This window comes from Pseudoalteromonas sp. LC2018020214 (assembly GCF_016598755.1).
Taxonomy (GTDB): Bacteria; Pseudomonadota; Gammaproteobacteria; order Enterobacterales; family Alteromonadaceae; genus Pseudoalteromonas; species Pseudoalteromonas distincta.
On sequence record NZ_CP066804.1, the window covers coordinates 2,008,538 to 2,024,845 of the forward strand.

A 16,308-nucleotide genomic window follows, 5' to 3' on the forward strand; every position below is an offset into this window, starting at 1 on the left:
TTTAGGACGATAATTTTTTAGTGCCTACCCAACTAATCTATAACCTACCGCTGGCTCAGTTAAGATATGAATAGGGCTTGCAGGGTTTGCCTCAAGTTTTTGTCTTAGCTGCGCTACATGTACACGTATATACTCAGGTCTATTAATGTATTGATCCCCCCATACCTGACTTAAAATAGCATTATGAGTAAGCACCTTATCTTTATTTTGAAATAACATAAGCAAAATTTTATATTCTTTATTAGTGAGCTTTACATCGCTGCTGTTAAGCGTAACGGTGTGCTTATGCGGATCTATAATGATGTTACCGCATTTCAGTGCCAAACTGGGCTGTGTATTTACTCTTAGTAGCACACGCATTCTTGCCAGAAGTTCGTTTGCACTAAAAGGTTTGGTTATATAATCGTTTGCCCCATTATCAAGGGCTGTAACCTTTTCCACCTCGCCATCGCGAGCCGAAAGCACTAATATTGGTATTTGGCTCCATTGTCGTACTTCAAGTAACCAAGCCTGTCCATCCATATCAAGCAATCCCAAATCAAGTAACACTAAGTCAAAGCTTTGCTCACTCATTAATGAAAAACCATCAAGCCCTTTCGCACTAATTGATACGTTATAGCCACTGGCACCTAGTAATGTTTTTAAAAAACTTTGCAATGCAGGTGAGTCTTCTAGCACCAATACATTAATCATTCTTTGCACTCCAGCTAAGTATTGCTGTGGCTACTTGGGTCAGCTCATCAATAGCTAATACAAATTCGCCTTGATGAAACTGAGCAACTACATCGCAAATTACGCTACCAAGCCCAACTCCTTCATCCGAACTGCTTGGATGAGTAACTATGAGGTTGCTTACGGCTATTTTATAGTGTGTTATATTACCAATTCGTTCAGTATTAAAGTCCACTGTCGCCACTCCATCACCGTAACGTGCCGCGTTTTCGAATATATTCGCAAGCGCGATTTCTAAAAGTGTTATATCACCTATACAACAAGTGGCTTTATCAAAGACTAACGCTAAGTTAAAACCACTTAATTGCTGCTGCCTGCGTGCTTTAGCCTCAGTAATAAGTGTATGTACGTTTATAGCTTGCCATGCTAGCTGCTCTCCGATTTTATTTACCCGGCTAAGCTCCATCACTTTATTAAAATGCTGATTTAAGATTTCACTTTGCTCATAAATATTTTTTGCTTGTTCTGTAATTGATGCCTTACTCAGCTCAATATTTTCGTCAGCTAACATGCTTGATGAGCCCATAATAGTAGCCAAAGGCGTGCGTAGATCATGAGATAAACTACGCAGCAATGCATTTTTAGCACGTTCTAACTCTGCTTGTACTTTCATCGATGCCGACTGGTTTCTAAGATTTGAGTTTTCGTGGACCTGAAACAACAAAGACAGTGCCGTATCTATAAATGCACGGTTTTCAGGACTAAGTTCGGCATCTGCAATAAAGCCGCCCCATTGTGTGTTTTGTTCGATATTGAAGTACTCTCCATTATCCATTGTATTATTGTTCCAACGAAGTGTAATACCTAGATGGTTTTTAATCGATGTTGTAAATACTTGGCGCTGAGCGTTTATATCATCAAGCCCATTAAGCGCCTTAGCTAACTCATATAAACATCGTGTATTGCTGGCATGTAACTGGGTATCACGAACGTTTTTACTTAGCTCGCCCGCCAATTTGCTTATCATCAAGCCAACTATAAGCATGACAGTAAAAGTGACTAAGTATTCAATTTTTTCGATATGAAATGTAAAGTACGGCAGTACAAAAAACCAGTCGGTACATGCCACACTAACTAACGTTGTAATCCCCGCTAAGGCTGCATTTTGACGCACCGCAACCCATGCCACCCAAAGTAATTGCAACATCACAATGTCGGTGGTCGTTAGCCACTCTCGAACTGGAAAAATAGCCAGCACAATAAAAATAGGCGCAATTGTTGTTAATAAAAGCGGCTTAAGCCATTTATTAATACCCATTTGTGCACTCCCATAAAATTCTCTTTTTATAGATTACTGCTTTTTAATACGTTGTGTATAAAGTTTTTATAAAGATTTTTGGCTGTAGTGTTAAATGTTTATAAAGCTTAATTGATATGGGGTGACTCTTTTTTAAAATTACATAGTCTTTGCTATGTCGTATTTTTTAAATAGGAACGCACATGGCACAGTTTGCAGTAATTGGATTAGGTAGTTTTGGTGTTACCGCCTCGCTTGAGCTTGCTAATCAGGGGCATCACGTTTGCGCAGCCGATATAAGCGAAAGCACCATTAACACGTTTGCTAATCAGTTAAATTACACCGTCATTTTAGATGCTAGTGATGAAACACAGCTTGCTCGACTCGACTTAACCAGCTGCCAAGCTGTATTAGTTGCAATTGGTGAAAATATAGAAGCGAGTATTTTATGCGTGCTGCATTTAAAAAACCTTGGTGTTAAACAAATATGGGTTAAGGCGTGCTCTAAAAGTCACCATCAAATTTTAAGTAAACTTGGCGTATCCCGTATTATTCACCCAGAAGAAGAAATGGGTGTAAGAGTCGCCCATGCACTTAACTACCCTATGGTTAGCCAGTACTTTGCGCTTACACAATCTACATTCATTGTTGAGCTTGCCATAGATTTACATTTATCAGGGCGCAATATTGGCTGGCTATTAAAAGAGCGTAACTCAGACATAAAGCCGCTTACCTTACGCCGAGATGACAACTTTAATACAGACCTAACACTCGACACCGAGTTACGCCATGGTGATAGCCTTGTATTACTGGGCTCTAAACATTACCTAACAAAACTCACCAAACGGTTTAAAGCTTTATGATTAACTGGCAAGCACACGTACTTCCAAAGCAATTTAATCGCCGTTTAAATAATTTCAAAAGGCCTGTTAATCCCCCTTTAATTTTAACTGCTGGTTTTTTTACACTCATTATTTTCGGCACTTGCTTATTACTATTACCTTTTGCAAGTGTTGAATCGCTTAGCTTTATTCAAGCTTTTTTTACTGCATCCTCTGCGGTTACAGTAACAGGCTTAGTTGTTATTGATACAGGTACTGCGCTAACCACATTTGGGCAATGTGTTGTGATGGTGCTTATTCAAATTGGAGGAATCGGCTTTATGACCGTAGCCGTTATTTCGTTTTTAAGTATTGGTAAAAATTTAGGCTTAAAACAACGTCTACTTGCAAGCCAAGCATTCGATACAAGCGATTTAAATGGAGTGATCCATGTAGCTAAATGTGTAATAACTTACTCGCTAATAATTCAAACTATAGCATTTTGCTTACTTTTTATTAGCTGGGTAGATGACTATGGTATTGCGGGTAGCGCCTACCAAAGTCTATTTTATACTATTTCGGCTTTTAACAATGCCGGGTTTGCGCTAGACAGTAATAGCTTAATGGCTTTTAAAAGTGATATATCTGTTAATCTTATTATCAGTGCATTATTTATAATCGGTGGTTTGGGGTTTACCGTTTTAATAGATATATATCAACAACGTCGCTGGCATAAATTAGCAATCAATACACGTATTGTATTAATTGCGAGTGCTGTAATTAATTGCTGTGCATTTTTGCTTATTTTTTTATTTGAATATTCAAATCCAGCCACACTGGCCAACCTACCTTTTAACGAGCAAGTAATTGCAGCCTGGTTTCAAGCTGTAACACCGCGTACTGCAGGCTTTAATACTTTACCTATTAGCCAGCTCAGTTCCGACTCAACATTACTTACATTGTTATTAATGGTAATAGGTGGTGGTTCGGTAAGTACAGCAAGCGGTATTAAAATTGGAACTTTTGTTATTTTACTACTTGCTATGTATAGCTATTTACGCCAAAAACCACAGGTAACCGTGCTTAACAGAGAGCTAAGCGACAAACTTGTGATAAAAGCACTAAGCGTTGTAATTTTGTACTTATTTACGGCTTTTTTGAGCATTATGATAATGAGTAAAATTGAGCAAGCGTCACTTTTAGATATTACTTTTGAAGTAATTTCGGCATTAAGCACTGTAGGGCTATCTCGGGATTTTACTAGTAGCTTAAGCTTGCCAAGCCAGCTAATAATAATTTTACTTATGCTGATTGGCAGAGTTGGTCCACTGACATTTGCGTATTGTTTTGCAAGACCTAAATTACAACCTCTTAAGTTTGCTAAAACAACCATCCAAATAGGATAACTATTATCATAGCTACTTAGCCAGCATAATTTATGTAAGGTTTTTGGCAGTGTAAGCAAGGAAATTAGCGACTCCTAAATATGGCTTTATCGATTGAGAAACTTTTATAGAAAAAACAAAGGTAACTATAACCTCACTTTATTATTGCAGATATGAAAATTAATAAAATAAGCGCCAAACCATTACAATAGTTTTGGCGCTTATTAAAGGGGTAATATTTACCCTTTCATTTGTTCAAGCTCTTTGCCTTTGGTTTCGTGTAAAAACTTAAATACAAATATGACTGAAACAAACGCACAAAATGCGTAAAAACCATACGCCCCAGCTAAACCAATGCCTGTGAGCATAACAGGGAACGACCAGGTAATTAAAAAGTTAGCTATCCACTGGGCAAAGCCGGTAACTGCAAGGCCAGAGCCGCGAATTTGGTTAGGGAACATTTCACCTAACATAACCCACATTACAGGGCCCCACGATAAGTTAAAAAAGAACACATACGCATTAGCGGCTATTAAAGCAACTATGCCCTGCTCTCCTAGCTCTAAATTACCTGTTGAGCCAATATCTGCATTTAAAAAGGCATAAACAATAACCGAAAGCGTCACCGTCATACCAATTGAGCCGGTTAACAAAAAAGGTTTTCTGCCAATTTTGTCTATAAAATACATGGTAATAAACACCGCTAAAATACTTACAAAGCCGCTTATTATATTAATAAGTAACGCGTCAGATTCAGTAAAGCCTGCTGCTTGCCAAAGTACCGCGCCGTAGTAAAAAACAACGTTAATGCCGACTAATTGCTGAAATGTAGCTAAGCCAATTCCTATCCAAACAATGGGGCGTAAACGTTTTTTAGGTTTATCAATAAGATCAGATAATTTAGGTTGGTGTTTATCGCCAGCAAGAGACTCTGCTATTTCATTTAATTTAAGAGCGGCAGTTTCAGCACCATATAATGACGATAAAACACGTGCAGCAGCGTCTTTTTTACCAGCCATAATTAAGTATCGTGGGCTTTCAGGGATAAAAAATAAAGCGATTAAAAACAAGCATGCAGGTAATAACTCAACCCAAAACATCCAACGCCATGTTTCAAAGTCGAGCCAAAATATAGCCGTAGAGCCGCCAGCCGTATTTGCTAAAAAATAGTTACTCACAAATGCGCTAAACAAACCAAATATAATAGCCACTTGTTGCAGTGTAGAGAGCGTGCCTCTGTATCGTGCGGGGGCAATTTCGCTAATATAAGCTGGGGTCATAACCGATGCAGCCCCTACCGCTAAGCCGCCTAAAATTCGATAAATCACAAATTCAAACGATGTGACTGACACACCCGAACCCCAAGCACTTATAATAAATAAGGCTGCAGCAAAAAGTAAAATTGGACGTCGTCCAAATTTATCAGCCAATCGACCTGCGCAAAACGCACCAATGGCACAACCAATTAGCATGCTCGATACGTTAAATCCCGTACCCGCACTACTGGAGCCAAACGCCGTTTGTAATCCATCAACAGTGCCGTTAATTACGCCGCTGTCAAAACCAAATAAAAAACCGCCAATGGTCGCAACAAAGCAAACCAGTACTATTAAAAGTACATTTTCTTTCTCGTTCATAAGTATCCATATTGTGTGTTGTTGTTATTTTATATAGATTTTGAAGCTCAAAAGGGTGTGCGTATTTGCTTATTTAGTTATTTTTATTGGTTGAGCTTGATTCTCTTTCTATTAATTCAAAATCTAAAATATGTCTTAAGTCTAAGCTTTTTACATTGCTTAAATCGTTATACTGACCCGATGCAAGTAACGTAATCGCAAGCTCAGCCATTTCATTAATGGGCTGTTTTACCGTAGAAATATTTGGCCAAACAATGGTTGCAAGTTGCGTGTCATCAAAGCCAACAACCGAGAGTTCGCTTGGAATATTAATACCTTGTTTTTGAGCTATTGAGATTACAGCGGCTGCCATATCATCGTTAGCTGCAAAAATAGCCGTTGGTTTATCATCAAGCGAAAGTAATTTTATTGCCGCTTCCATACCCGATTGATAAGTAAAACTGCCCTGCTCTATATACTCAGGTGGCGTTATTATTTTATTAGAGCGCAGCGCATCTAAATAACCTTGGTAACGCAAACGGCTTACACCTTGTTTGGTGTCGCCAATAATATGTGCAATTTTGCTGTGCCCTTGATTTATTAAATGCTCTGTAACATCAAACGCCGCTTGGTAATCGTCCATGCATATATAAGGGGAGCGATTTAATTTTGTATCTGGCGTTATTCTTACAAACGGAATATTTGCTTTAGTAAGTACATCTAAAACCTGTTCGTTGTCGCACATAGGAGGCAGTAAAATCATGCCATCAACCTGTGTAACATCAATAAGTTGCTTTACCGATTCAATTGTTTTGTCAATATCGGTATGCGCTTCGTCAACAACAAGGTGGTAGCCCAATGCACGGCATTTTTTAAGCGCTGCCAATAAAAATTGGCTTATGTAAGAGTCACTTGGGTTATCGTATAAAAGCCCTAAAAAGAATGACTTAGTACTAGCAAGGCGCCTAGCAGACACATTTGGCCTGTAATTTAATTGCTCAACAACCGCCATTACTTTTTCGCGGGTTTTGTCGCTTACTTTTTTGTCTTGGTTGAGCACACGCGAAACCGTCATCATTGATACACCAGCCTGCTCGGCTACATCTTGTATTCTTGCTCTTTTAGGATCGGCCATATTCTTATTACCTACTCACAATCAGTGGATTGTTATAATTAGCTTTCTTAATTTTCATTATACATAATTGTAAAGCTTGATATTGTTTACAGCGCGTTTTAAATGATTACTTATTGACAAAGTCTTATACTACACTGAAAATGTTAGCGCTAACAACAAATTTATAATATTCACACCCAATAATATAAAAAACTTAAAAAGGCCTATATTATGAGCATGCTGCAAAACCCAATTCTAAGAGGCTTTAACCCAGACCCAAACATTGTCAGAGTTAATAACGATTACTACATAGCCACTTCAACATTTGAATGGTTTGGCGGTGTGCAAATTCACCACTCTACCGATTTAGTAAATTGGCGAGTTATAGGCCAAGCACTTAACACCGTAGAGCAACTCGATATGCGAGGAGTACCCGACTCTTGCGGCGTATGGGCACCGCAACTTAGTTACAATAATGGCCGTTTTTATTTGGTATATACCAATGTAAAAAGCTTTGATGGCCCTTACAAAGACACACCAAACTATTTTGTATCAACCACTGATATTACCGGTAACTGGTCACAAGCGACTTACTTAAACTCTAGCGGTTTTGATCCGTCTATTTTTCACGATGATGACGGTAAAAGCTATTTGCTAAACATGTTGGTTGATCACCGCAACAACGCACTATTTGGTGGCATAGTAATGCAAGAGCTTTGCCTAAAAACCAATAAGTTAATAGGCGATGTTAAACCTATATTTTCAGGCACAAAACTTGGTTGCACTGAAGGCCCACATATTTTAAAACGCGGTGCTTACTACTATTTAATTACCGCTGAAGGTGGCACTGGGTATGAACACTGCATTAGTGTTGCGCGCTCTAAAAACGTATTTGGCCCTTACCAAGTACACCCGCACAACCCCGTTATTACAGCAGCCCACGAGCCGAGTAATACGCTACAAAAATGTGGCCATGGAGATTTTTTTCAAACGCAAGCCGGTGATTGGTACACGGTATTTTTAACATCTAGACCACTGACTGAGCGTGGCCGCTGCATTACAGGGCGTGAAACAGGGATTGAGCAAATAATCTGGAAAGACGATGACTGGCCTTATGCCAAACACACAAATAAAGCCCCGAGAATACACGTACCCGTTGAAGGTTTAACGCTAAACCCACAGCCGCAACCTACAACACATATTGATTTTAGTAAAGATGATCTGACTGTTGATTTTCAGTCATTGCGTATACCCATGTGCAAAAGCTGGGTGTATAAAAACACTCAAAAAGCATCGCTTACCCTACTAGGTAAAGAGTCTTTAAGCTCATTGCATCAGCAAAGTTTTATTGCCAGGCGTGTACAGGCTCATCATACTGTTAGCAGCACATGCGTTGATTTTGCACCAAGCAGTTTTCAACAAATGGCGGGGCTAGTATGTTATTACAACACCGCGCATTACTACTATTTGCATATAAGCGGCGGCGATGTAGGTGATGAAGCCACACCGCGTTATTTAAATATACTAAGCTGCGATAAATACCAAACAAGCACGCCTGTTGCACCGCTTTTGCTTAAAACAAACAAACCTGTTTACTTAAAAGCTGATTTTAATGGCGCGCAGCTACAGTTTTATTATGCCACCGAGAAAAACTGCTGGATAAAGTTTGGCCCAGTGCTCGATGGCAGCATTTTATCTGATGATTACGTGCAGCAATCACCGCAAGGGTATCGCCCGTGTTTTACCGGCGCTTTTGTTGGTATGGCCTGCCAAGACTTATCGGGACAAAATAAAGAAGCTCACTATTCATTTTTTAATTATGACGAACCTAGCGACGAATAAATCGCCGCCAGTTAAGTTTATTATTTGATTGAAAGCTTTTTGAAACTGCTTTAAAGCTCTATTAAAGTTCTCTTAAAACTATTTTAAAACAGGGCTTTAATACGTTCCATTTGTGATTGTAAAAGTAAACTTTGAGAGTGGCTCATAATGTCACTCTCTCGTTTGTTTTCGCTCAGTAAGCGCCCTACTTCTTGCGCTTCAAAGCTATAACCTTGTGACTGCCTGCCATCTTCAAAATGCTCAATTAAATCATCAAGCTCATACAAAGAGCACTCATAAGCCCTAAATGCATCGGGTATTTTTATATAGCCTTTGTCGCCAATAATATACGCGCCATTCCCTAACCGGCATTGAAATGACGTTGCTAAGCTCACCATTACATCACCACAATTAGCAGTAATAAGTACATCGTCTTCCACGCCTTTGTAGCGAATATTTGCTCTTACGTATAAGTTTTCAAGGTCGTTATTTAAAAAGTAATTGGCAATGGCAAGCGGATAAATTCCCATATCAAGTAAACAACCGCCCGCTAAATCTGGGTTGTATTCACGCCCGTCGGGGTTAAAAGGCACAGGGTAGCCAAAGTCAGCTTTAACATGTTTAATAGTGCCAATTCGCCCTTGCTCTACCCATTGTTTTGCTTTTTGTATTGCAGGTAAAAAGTACGTCCACATGGCTTCCATTAAAAATACGTCGTGCTTTTTAGCCAGTAAACACAACTGCTTGCACTCTTCAGCCGAAACCGTAATGGGCTTTTCGCACAATACATGCTTACCTGATTTAATAGCATCGCTGGCATTTTTAAAGTGAAAGTTATGCGGGGTCGCAATGTAAACTACATCAACGTTTTTATCGTCAAATAATGCCTGATACCCTTCGTAGGCATTGGCCGCACCATACTTGCTCGCAAAAGCGGTTGCATCATCTCCATTTCTTGCTGCAACTGCGTACGCAACACCATTATTTGTATGTGCTAAGTCTTCACAAAATTGTGCAGCAATTCGGCCACAACCAACAATACCCCAGTTTATTTTTTTCATAGTGTTTCCTTATGATCTTAAAAAGAAATTTAAGTGAACTCCAACAACCAAGCAATAAACTTGCAAATTAATTGTTAAACATAGTTTAAAACTAGCTTGACTTAACAATATCAAATCATTAATGTTAGCGCTAACACTAAAACAACATTAAGTATCACATTTATGTTCCTTGGTATCGATTTAGGCACTTCAGGTGTAAAAGTAATTATTTTAGACGAGCAAGACCAATTACTTGCTCAAGCAAGTGGATCTTTAAGCGTTTCACGCCCAGCCCCCCTTTTTTCTGAGCAAAACCCTACAGATTGGTGGCTTGCTACCTGTAGTGCAATCGAGGAGCTTAAAAATACTCACCCTGCATTACTAAAATCGGTAAAGGCTGTGGGCCTTTCTGGGCAAATGCATGGCGCTACGCTGCTTGATAAAAACAATAACATTATTCGCCCAGCCATTTTATGGAACGACGGGCGCAGTGCAGCACAATGTGTAGAGCTTGAAAAACGCGAACCAAATTCTCGTAATATTACCGGCAACATAGCAATGCCTGGTTTTACTGCACCTAAATTGGTTTGGTTAAAAGAGTTTGAACCAGAAAACTTTGCAAAAGTAGCCAAAGTATTATTACCAAAAGACTACCTACGCTTTTTAATGACCGGTGATTTTGCATCAGACATGTCTGACTCAGCAGGCACACTGTGGCTAGACGTAGAAAAAAGAGCATGGTCGCAAAAAATGCTTAGCGCCTGCGACTTAACAGAGCAACACATGCCTACCCTTTTTGAGGGCACACAAATTACTGGCAAATTAACAGCCCAAGTTGCTGCTAAATGGGGTATGGAACAAGTGCCTGTTGTTGCAGGTGGTGGCGATAATGCCGCAGGCGCTGCCGGTGTTGGTGTAGTAAGGCCTAAACAAGCGTTTTTGTCATTAGGTACTTCGGGCGTTTACTTTGTTGCTAACGATAAATACCTGCCTAACCCAGAAGGTGCTGTACATACTTTTTGTCATTGCATTGAAAACACCTGGCACCAAATGTCAGTAGTGTTAAGCGCAGCAAGCTGTTTAACCTGGGTCACTAAATTAACCGGTTTTAAAAACGAAAGCGCATTGCTTGAACAAGTAAGTAAATGCGATTTTAGCAAACCAAGCTCAGTGATATTTTTACCTTATTTAACTGGCGAGCGTACGCCGCATAATAACCCCGATGCCAAAGGCGTATTTTTTGGTTTAGACAGCGATACCGATGCAGCAGCCCTTGGCCGCGCAGTACTCGAGGGCGTTGCTTTTGCCTTTGCCGATGGCCAACAAGTACTGCTTGATGCTGGCGCACAAATTGACGATGTAACAGTAATTGGTGGTGGCGCTAAAAGCCCACTGTGGGGAAAAATCATCGCAAGTGTACTCAACCGCCCCCTAATTTACCGAGAAGGCTCAGAAGTTGGCCCCGCATTTGGCGCTGCAAGACTTGCCCGAATAGCAGTAACACAACTCCCTGCACAACAAGTGTGTGTTAACGGCAAGGTAACGCAAACAATTGAGCCAGACCCAGTCATGCAAGACTTTTACGCACAGCAATACACAACATACAAAGCACTTTACCAAAGTGTAAAAACATACTTTTAATACACTATTATAAAATTAATGGAGCACATTATGAGCGAACAATTTTTTACAAACGTTGAAAAAATCAAATTTGAGGGTGAAAACTCTAAAAACCCATTTGCATTTCGTTACTACGACGAAAACCAAGTAGTGCTTGGCAAAACAATGAAAGAACATTTACGTTTTGCAGCCTGTTACTGGCATAACTTTTGTTCTACAGGGTTTGATATTTTTGGTGAAGGTACGTTTGACCGTCCTTGGATCCAACCTGTAGGCAATCAATTAGAACTTGCTGAACAAAAAGTAAAAGTAGCCTTTGAATTTTATGAAAAATTAGGCGTTCCTTACTTTTGTTTTCATGATGTTGATATTGCCCCTGAAGGCAAAACACTACAAGAAAGCCACGATAACGTAACGCACATAGCTAACATTATCGAAAAAGAAATGCAGCGCACAGGTGTAAAACTACTGTGGGGTACTGCTAACTTATTCTCAAATCAGCGTTTTTGTGCCGGTGGTGCAACAAACCCTAATCCTAATACGTATGCATATGCAGCAGCACAAGTTAAACATGCAATGGAAATTACGCATCGTTTAGGCGGCGAAAACTACGTACTTTGGGGTGGTCGTGAAGGTTACGACACGCTACTAAATACAGACCTTGCACAAGAAAGCGAACAGTACGCACGCTTTTTGAAAATGGTTGTAGAGCACAAGAAAAAAATTGGTTTTAAAGGCACATTATTAATTGAGCCAAAACCACAAGAGCCAACTAAGCACCAGTACGATTACGATACAGCAACGGTTGCAGGCTTTTTATACAAGCACGGCTTACAAGACGAAATTAAAGTAAACATTGAAGCAAACCACGCAACACTTGCGGGTCATAGCTTCCACCACGAAATTGCAGTTGCTTGCGCAGAAGGCATTATGGGTAGTATTGATGCTAACCGTGGCGACATGCAAAACGGTTGGGATACAGACCAATTTCCTAACGACGTAGCTGAGTGCACACTTGTTGTTTACGAAATTTTAAAAATGGGTGGTTTTACAACGGGCGGCTTTAACTTTGACACTAAACTTCGTCGTCAATCGTGTGAGCGTGATGACTTATTCATTGGTCACATTGGCGGTATGGATACGATGGCTAAAGCATTACTCAATGCAGCAGCAATGATTGAAGGTGGCGAGCTGACTGATTTTGTTGAAAAACGTTACGCTGGTTGGAAAGAAGACCTAGGTCAAAGCATTCTAAATGGTGAGCAATCACTTGAAAGCCTTTCAGCCTTAGTACACGAGAACAACATCGATCCTAAGCAAGTTTCTGGTCGCCAAGAACTGCTTGAGAATATTGTTAACCGCTACGTATAAGGACATCGCCTCGGTTTTAAAGCCGAGGCGTACATCATTATGAACTTGTTAGAACAACTCAAAAAAGTAACCACAGTCGTTGCCGACAGTGGCGATGTAGAGTCAATCAAAGCCCTACAACCGGTTGATGCAACAACCAATCCTTCGTTAATTTTACAAGCTGCAAAATTACCTCAATATAAACATTTAATTGAAGACGCTATACAAAAAGCTGGCAACAACGTTGACGCTATATGCGACCAACTTATTGTTAACTTTGGCTGTGAAATACTAAAAGTAATACCTGGGCGTATATCGAGCGAAGTGGATGCGCGTTTATCGTTTGATACCCAAGCAAGTATTGCCAAAGGGCGTAAGCTTATTTCACTTTACGAGCAAGCGGGTATTTCAAAAGACCGCGTACTTATTAAACTTGCTTCAACATGGGAAGGCATTAAAGCCGCCGAGCAGTTAGAAAAAGAAGGCATTAAGTGTAACTTAACGCTGCTTTTTTCGATGGCTCAAGCCATTGCGTGCGCACAAGCTAACGTAACGCTTATATCTCCGTTTGTTGGTCGTATTCTTGATTGGTACAAAGCCCGCGATAATAAAGAATACACCCCAAGCGAAGATCCTGGTGTGCAGTCGGTTACAGGTATTTATCAGTACTATAAAAAGTACGATTATAAAACCGTGGTAATGGGTGCAAGCTTTAGAAATACCCAGGAAATAATCGAACTTGCTGGCTGCGATTTACTGACTATCTCGCCATCATTACTCAATGATTTACAAAGCCAAGAAGGTGAACTGGTTACAAAGCTTGACGCTGCAAACATTGCCAAAGCACCGCAAAGTGACTTAACCGCACTCACCCATGAGCAATTTTTATGGCAGCACAACGAAGATGCAATGGCCAGCGAAAAGCTCGGTGAAGGTATTCGTAACTTTGCCAAAGATCAGCGTATTTTGGCTAAATTGGTTGAAGACTTACTAAACTAATTTCCCTCAAGCCTGCCACATTACGTGCGGGCTTTTTTAATTTTATTTGAGGTAATACATGACTCAGCTTTCTTCTCGTGCGCCTTTTGCTAATGCCATTCGCGCACTCAGTATGGATGCGGTACAGCAAGCAAATTCAGGGCATCCGGGCGCACCTATGGGTATGGCCGATATAGCCGAAGTACTGTGGAACGATTTTTTAAACCACAATCCAACCGATCCAAATTGGCCAAACCGAGACCGCTTTGTACTCAGTAACGGTCACGGATCTATGCTTATTTATTCTTTATTGCATTTAAGCGGGTACGAACTACCACTTAGCGAGCTTAAACAATTTAGACAAATGCATTCAAAAACCCCAGGTCACCCTGAATACGGTTATACCCCAGGTGTTGAAACAACCACAGGTCCGCTTGGCGCAGGTTTATCAAATGCCGTAGGTATGGCTATTGCCGAAAAAGCCCTAGCAGCACAATTTAACAAAGAGAGTTTTGATATTGTTGATCATTACACTTACTGTTTTATGGGTGATGGCTGTTTAATGGAAGGCATATCGCACGAAGCATGTTCGCTTGCAGGCACATTAGGCCTGGGTAAACTTATTGCTTTTTGGGACGATAACGGTATATCTATCGACGGACACGTTGAGGGCTGGTTTACCGACGACACCGCTAAACGCTTTGACGCTTACGGCTGGCATGTAATAAAAGATATTGACGGTCACGACCCAGAACAAATTGCCAGCGCCATTGCACAAGCCAAACAAGTGAGCGATAAACCTACCCTACTTTGTTGTAAAACCGTGATTGGTTTTGGCTCGCCAAATAAATCAGGCTCGCACGACTGCCATGGCTCGCCATTAGGCAATGACGAAATAACTGCGGCGCGCAAATTTTTAAACCTCCCAAATGAAGCATTTAGTATCAGTGATGATATTTACGCCCATTGGGACGCTAAACAAAGCGGTGATAAAAAACAAAAACAATGGCAGCAACTGTTTAGCGACTACACCAAAAGCCACCCAGAGCTTGCTAAAGAATTTGAGCGACGCGTAATTAAACGCACCCTGCCTGACAACTTTGAAGCTATTGCAAACAACTATATTGCACAGTGCAACAATGACGCCGCTAACATTGCCAGCCGAAAAGCCTCGCAAAACACCATTGAAGCCTTTGCCCCGCATTTACCAGAGTTACTAGGTGGCTCTGCCGATTTAGCCGGTTCTAACTTAACGCTGTGGTCTGGCTCCAAAGGCATAAGCGCAGATGACGCCAGCGGTAATTACCTGTTTTATGGCGTGCGCGAGTTTGGTATGAGCGGCATTATGAATGGCATATCACTGCACAGTGGTTTTATTAATTACGGTGCTACATTTTTAATGTTTATGGAATACGCCCGTAACGCAGTAAGAATGTCGGCACTTATGGGTATTCAAAATATATTTGTGTATACCCACGACTCTATTGGTCAAGGTGAAGACGGCCCGACTCACCAACCTATTGAGCAACTAGCCAACCTACGTATGACGCCAAACCTAGTCACATGGCGCCCATGTGACGCAGTAGAAACTGCAGTATCATGGAAAAACGCGATACAAAATCAGCAGCAACCTACAGCGCTTATTTTTAGTCGCCAAGGGCTCAACCACCAGCCACGCAGCGCTCAGCAAATTAGCGACATAGAAAAAGGCGGCTATATTCTTAGCGAAAGCAATAAAGTGCCTGAGCTTATTTTAATTGCAACGGGTTCTGAAGTTGATTTAGCAATGCAAGCCGCAAAAGAGCTTACAGCACAAGGCGTTGCAGTGCGTGTGGTATCAATGCCAAGCACCACATTGTTTGATCTACAATCAGACGATTACAAGCAAAGTGTATTGCCAAACTCGGTAGCAAACCGTATTGCAATTGAAACATCACACCAAGATTACTGGCTTAAATATGTTGGCTTACAAGGCAAAGTAATTGGTATGAGCACTTTTGGTGAGTCGGCGCCAGGTAACGTGTTATTAGAGCATTTTGGCTTTACCACCAAAAATGTAGTGAGCACCGCGCAGGCGTTAATTAAAGCCAACGCCTAATACATTTTGTACGCGTAATGCGCGCAATAATACAATTTTATCCAATTAATGCGCTAAGCCTTTCAAAGCTCGGCGCATTTTTATAATTAACTAACAAAGGTGAACTATGAAATATTTACTATTAATTATGCTTTTTAGTGCAAGTACTAGTTTTAACGCATGGGCAAGTGACGAGCAAAATGATGAACTAATGCTAACGATTTTTTTAAAGCACGATCAATCAAAAAACCTCTCTGAAATAAAAGAAATACTAAACAACGCTAACTTTTACAAACACTTCCCACCAGAGGGCGCAACAGTAGAATCTTGGAAAGTAATGATGGGCATAGGGCAAGTTGTTACCTTGCGCTTTCCAGCAGCGTTATTACCAAAAGTAAATTTATCGATTGAACGTTATGGTTGGAAAGCCTACAGCACTGAGTTTTATCCAACATACGATCTGTACCCAATCGTAAAAGAAGAAATTAAAAAAGCAAGAACGAACAATTAAAAGAGT

13 protein-coding genes are annotated in these 16,308 nt (G+C 40.5%); 8 read left to right on the forward strand and 5 right to left on the reverse strand.

Translation table 11 applies throughout. The features are described from left to right. Positions 1–24 precede the first annotated feature (24 nt). A complete protein-coding gene (locus JG479_RS08870; RefSeq protein WP_165725259.1) occupies positions 25–693 on the reverse strand; it encodes a response regulator in 669 nt (222 codons plus the stop codon). Further along, positions 686–1,990 (reverse strand): DUF4118 domain-containing protein, encoded by a 1,305-nt coding sequence (locus JG479_RS08875; RefSeq protein ID WP_200218747.1) that lies wholly within the window; start codon positions 1,988–1,990, stop codon positions 686–688. Before JG479_RS08875 ends, JG479_RS08870 begins: the two co-directional genes overlap by 8 nt. 182 nt (positions 1,991–2,172) lie before the next feature. Between JG479_RS08875 and JG479_RS08880 the strand changes: the two genes are divergently transcribed. Both JG479_RS08880 and JG479_RS08885 read left to right on the forward strand, forming a co-directional pair. After that, the gene (locus tag JG479_RS08880; RefSeq protein WP_200218749.1) at positions 2,173–2,832 is read left to right on the forward strand and encodes a potassium channel family protein; all 660 of its coding nucleotides are present in this window, start codon (positions 2,173–2,175) and stop codon (positions 2,830–2,832) included. Next, positions 2,829–4,196, forward strand: coding sequence for a TrkH family potassium uptake protein (locus JG479_RS08885; RefSeq protein ID WP_200218752.1), 1,368 nt, complete (start codon positions 2,829–2,831; stop codon positions 4,194–4,196). Before JG479_RS08880 ends, JG479_RS08885 begins: the two co-directional genes overlap by 4 nt. 218 nt (positions 4,197–4,414) lie before the next feature. Here JG479_RS08885 and JG479_RS08890 read toward each other — a convergent pair whose 3' ends face one another. Together JG479_RS08890 and JG479_RS08895 are read right to left on the reverse strand one after the other, a co-directional pair. Then, positions 4,415–5,818 carry a sugar porter family MFS transporter gene (locus JG479_RS08890; RefSeq protein WP_442793210.1) on the reverse strand — a complete coding sequence of 468 codons (1,404 nt, stop codon included), beginning with the start codon at positions 5,816–5,818 and terminating at the stop codon, positions 4,415–4,417. A 67-nt stretch (positions 5,819–5,885) separates the two neighbouring features. After that, a complete protein-coding gene (locus JG479_RS08895) occupies positions 5,886–6,926 on the reverse strand; it encodes a LacI family DNA-binding transcriptional regulator (protein ID WP_007375163.1) in 1,041 nt (346 codons plus the stop codon). Positions 6,927–7,136: 210 nt separating this feature from the next. On the opposite strand from JG479_RS08895, the gene JG479_RS08900 reads away from it, so the two are divergent. Next, entirely contained in the window at positions 7,137–8,747 is a 1,611-nt protein-coding gene (locus tag JG479_RS08900) for a glycoside hydrolase family 43 protein (protein WP_200218756.1), read from the forward strand. 83 nt (positions 8,748–8,830) lie between these two features. Here the strand turns inward: JG479_RS08900 and JG479_RS08905 are convergent, their stop codons facing one another. Then, positions 8,831–9,787: a Gfo/Idh/MocA family protein gene (locus JG479_RS08905; protein WP_197120897.1), complete on the reverse strand. Its 957-nt coding sequence runs from the start codon at positions 9,785–9,787 to the stop codon at positions 8,831–8,833. Positions 9,788–9,949: 162 nt separating this feature from the next. On the opposite strand from JG479_RS08905, the gene xylB reads away from it, so the two are divergent. The 5 genes from xylB (at position 9,950) to JG479_RS08930 (ending at position 16,302) form a co-directional block, all read left to right on the forward strand. After that, positions 9,950–11,407, forward strand: coding sequence for a xylulokinase (xylB, locus tag JG479_RS08910; RefSeq protein WP_197111966.1), 1,458 nt, complete (start codon positions 9,950–9,952; stop codon positions 11,405–11,407). 30 nt (positions 11,408–11,437) lie between these two features. Then, positions 11,438–12,757 (forward strand): xylose isomerase, encoded by a 1,320-nt coding sequence (gene xylA, locus JG479_RS08915; protein WP_007375167.1) that lies wholly within the window; start codon positions 11,438–11,440, stop codon positions 12,755–12,757. Positions 12,758–12,796: 39 nt separating this feature from the next. After that, the gene (gene tal / locus JG479_RS08920) at positions 12,797–13,735 is read left to right on the forward strand and encodes a transaldolase (protein ID WP_152609347.1); all 939 of its coding nucleotides are present in this window, start codon (positions 12,797–12,799) and stop codon (positions 13,733–13,735) included. A 58-nt stretch (positions 13,736–13,793) separates the two neighbouring features. Further along, a complete protein-coding gene (tkt, locus tag JG479_RS08925) occupies positions 13,794–15,812 on the forward strand; it encodes a transketolase (protein ID WP_200218758.1) in 2,019 nt (672 codons plus the stop codon). Positions 15,813–15,918: 106 nt separating this feature from the next. Then, complete coding sequence (locus tag JG479_RS08930; RefSeq protein ID WP_007585159.1) at positions 15,919–16,302, forward strand: hypothetical protein; 384 nt, start codon at positions 15,919–15,921, stop codon at positions 16,300–16,302. Positions 16,303–16,308 lie beyond the last annotated feature (6 nt).

What these genes read in the sequence shown, in the direction of transcription:
- JG479_RS08870 (WP_165725259.1), bottom strand. Translation starts at nt 693, where the DNA reads ATGATTAATGTATTGGTGCTAGAAGACTCACCTGCATTGCAAAGTTTT.
- JG479_RS08875 (WP_200218747.1), bottom strand. Translation starts at nt 1,990, where the DNA reads ATGGGTATTAATAAATGGCTTAAGCCGCTTTTATTAACAACAATTGCG.
- JG479_RS08880 (WP_200218749.1), top strand. Translation starts at nt 2,173, where the DNA reads ATGGCACAGTTTGCAGTAATTGGATTAGGTAGTTTTGGTGTTACCGCC.
- JG479_RS08885 (WP_200218752.1), top strand. Translation starts at nt 2,829, where the DNA reads ATGATTAACTGGCAAGCACACGTACTTCCAAAGCAATTTAATCGCCGT.
- JG479_RS08895 (WP_007375163.1), bottom strand. Translation starts at nt 6,926, where the DNA reads ATGGCCGATCCTAAAAGAGCAAGAATACAAGATGTAGCCGAGCAGGCT.
- JG479_RS08900 (WP_200218756.1), top strand. Translation starts at nt 7,137, where the DNA reads ATGAGCATGCTGCAAAACCCAATTCTAAGAGGCTTTAACCCAGACCCA.
- JG479_RS08905 (WP_197120897.1), bottom strand. Translation starts at nt 9,787, where the DNA reads ATGAAAAAAATAAACTGGGGTATTGTTGGTTGTGGCCGAATTGCTGCA.
- xylB (WP_197111966.1), top strand. Translation starts at nt 9,950, where the DNA reads ATGTTCCTTGGTATCGATTTAGGCACTTCAGGTGTAAAAGTAATTATT.
- xylA (WP_007375167.1), top strand. Translation starts at nt 11,438, where the DNA reads ATGAGCGAACAATTTTTTACAAACGTTGAAAAAATCAAATTTGAGGGT.
- tal (WP_152609347.1), top strand. Translation starts at nt 12,797, where the DNA reads ATGAACTTGTTAGAACAACTCAAAAAAGTAACCACAGTCGTTGCCGAC.
- tkt (WP_200218758.1), top strand. Translation starts at nt 13,794, where the DNA reads ATGACTCAGCTTTCTTCTCGTGCGCCTTTTGCTAATGCCATTCGCGCA.
- JG479_RS08930 (WP_007585159.1), top strand. Translation starts at nt 15,919, where the DNA reads ATGAAATATTTACTATTAATTATGCTTTTTAGTGCAAGTACTAGTTTT.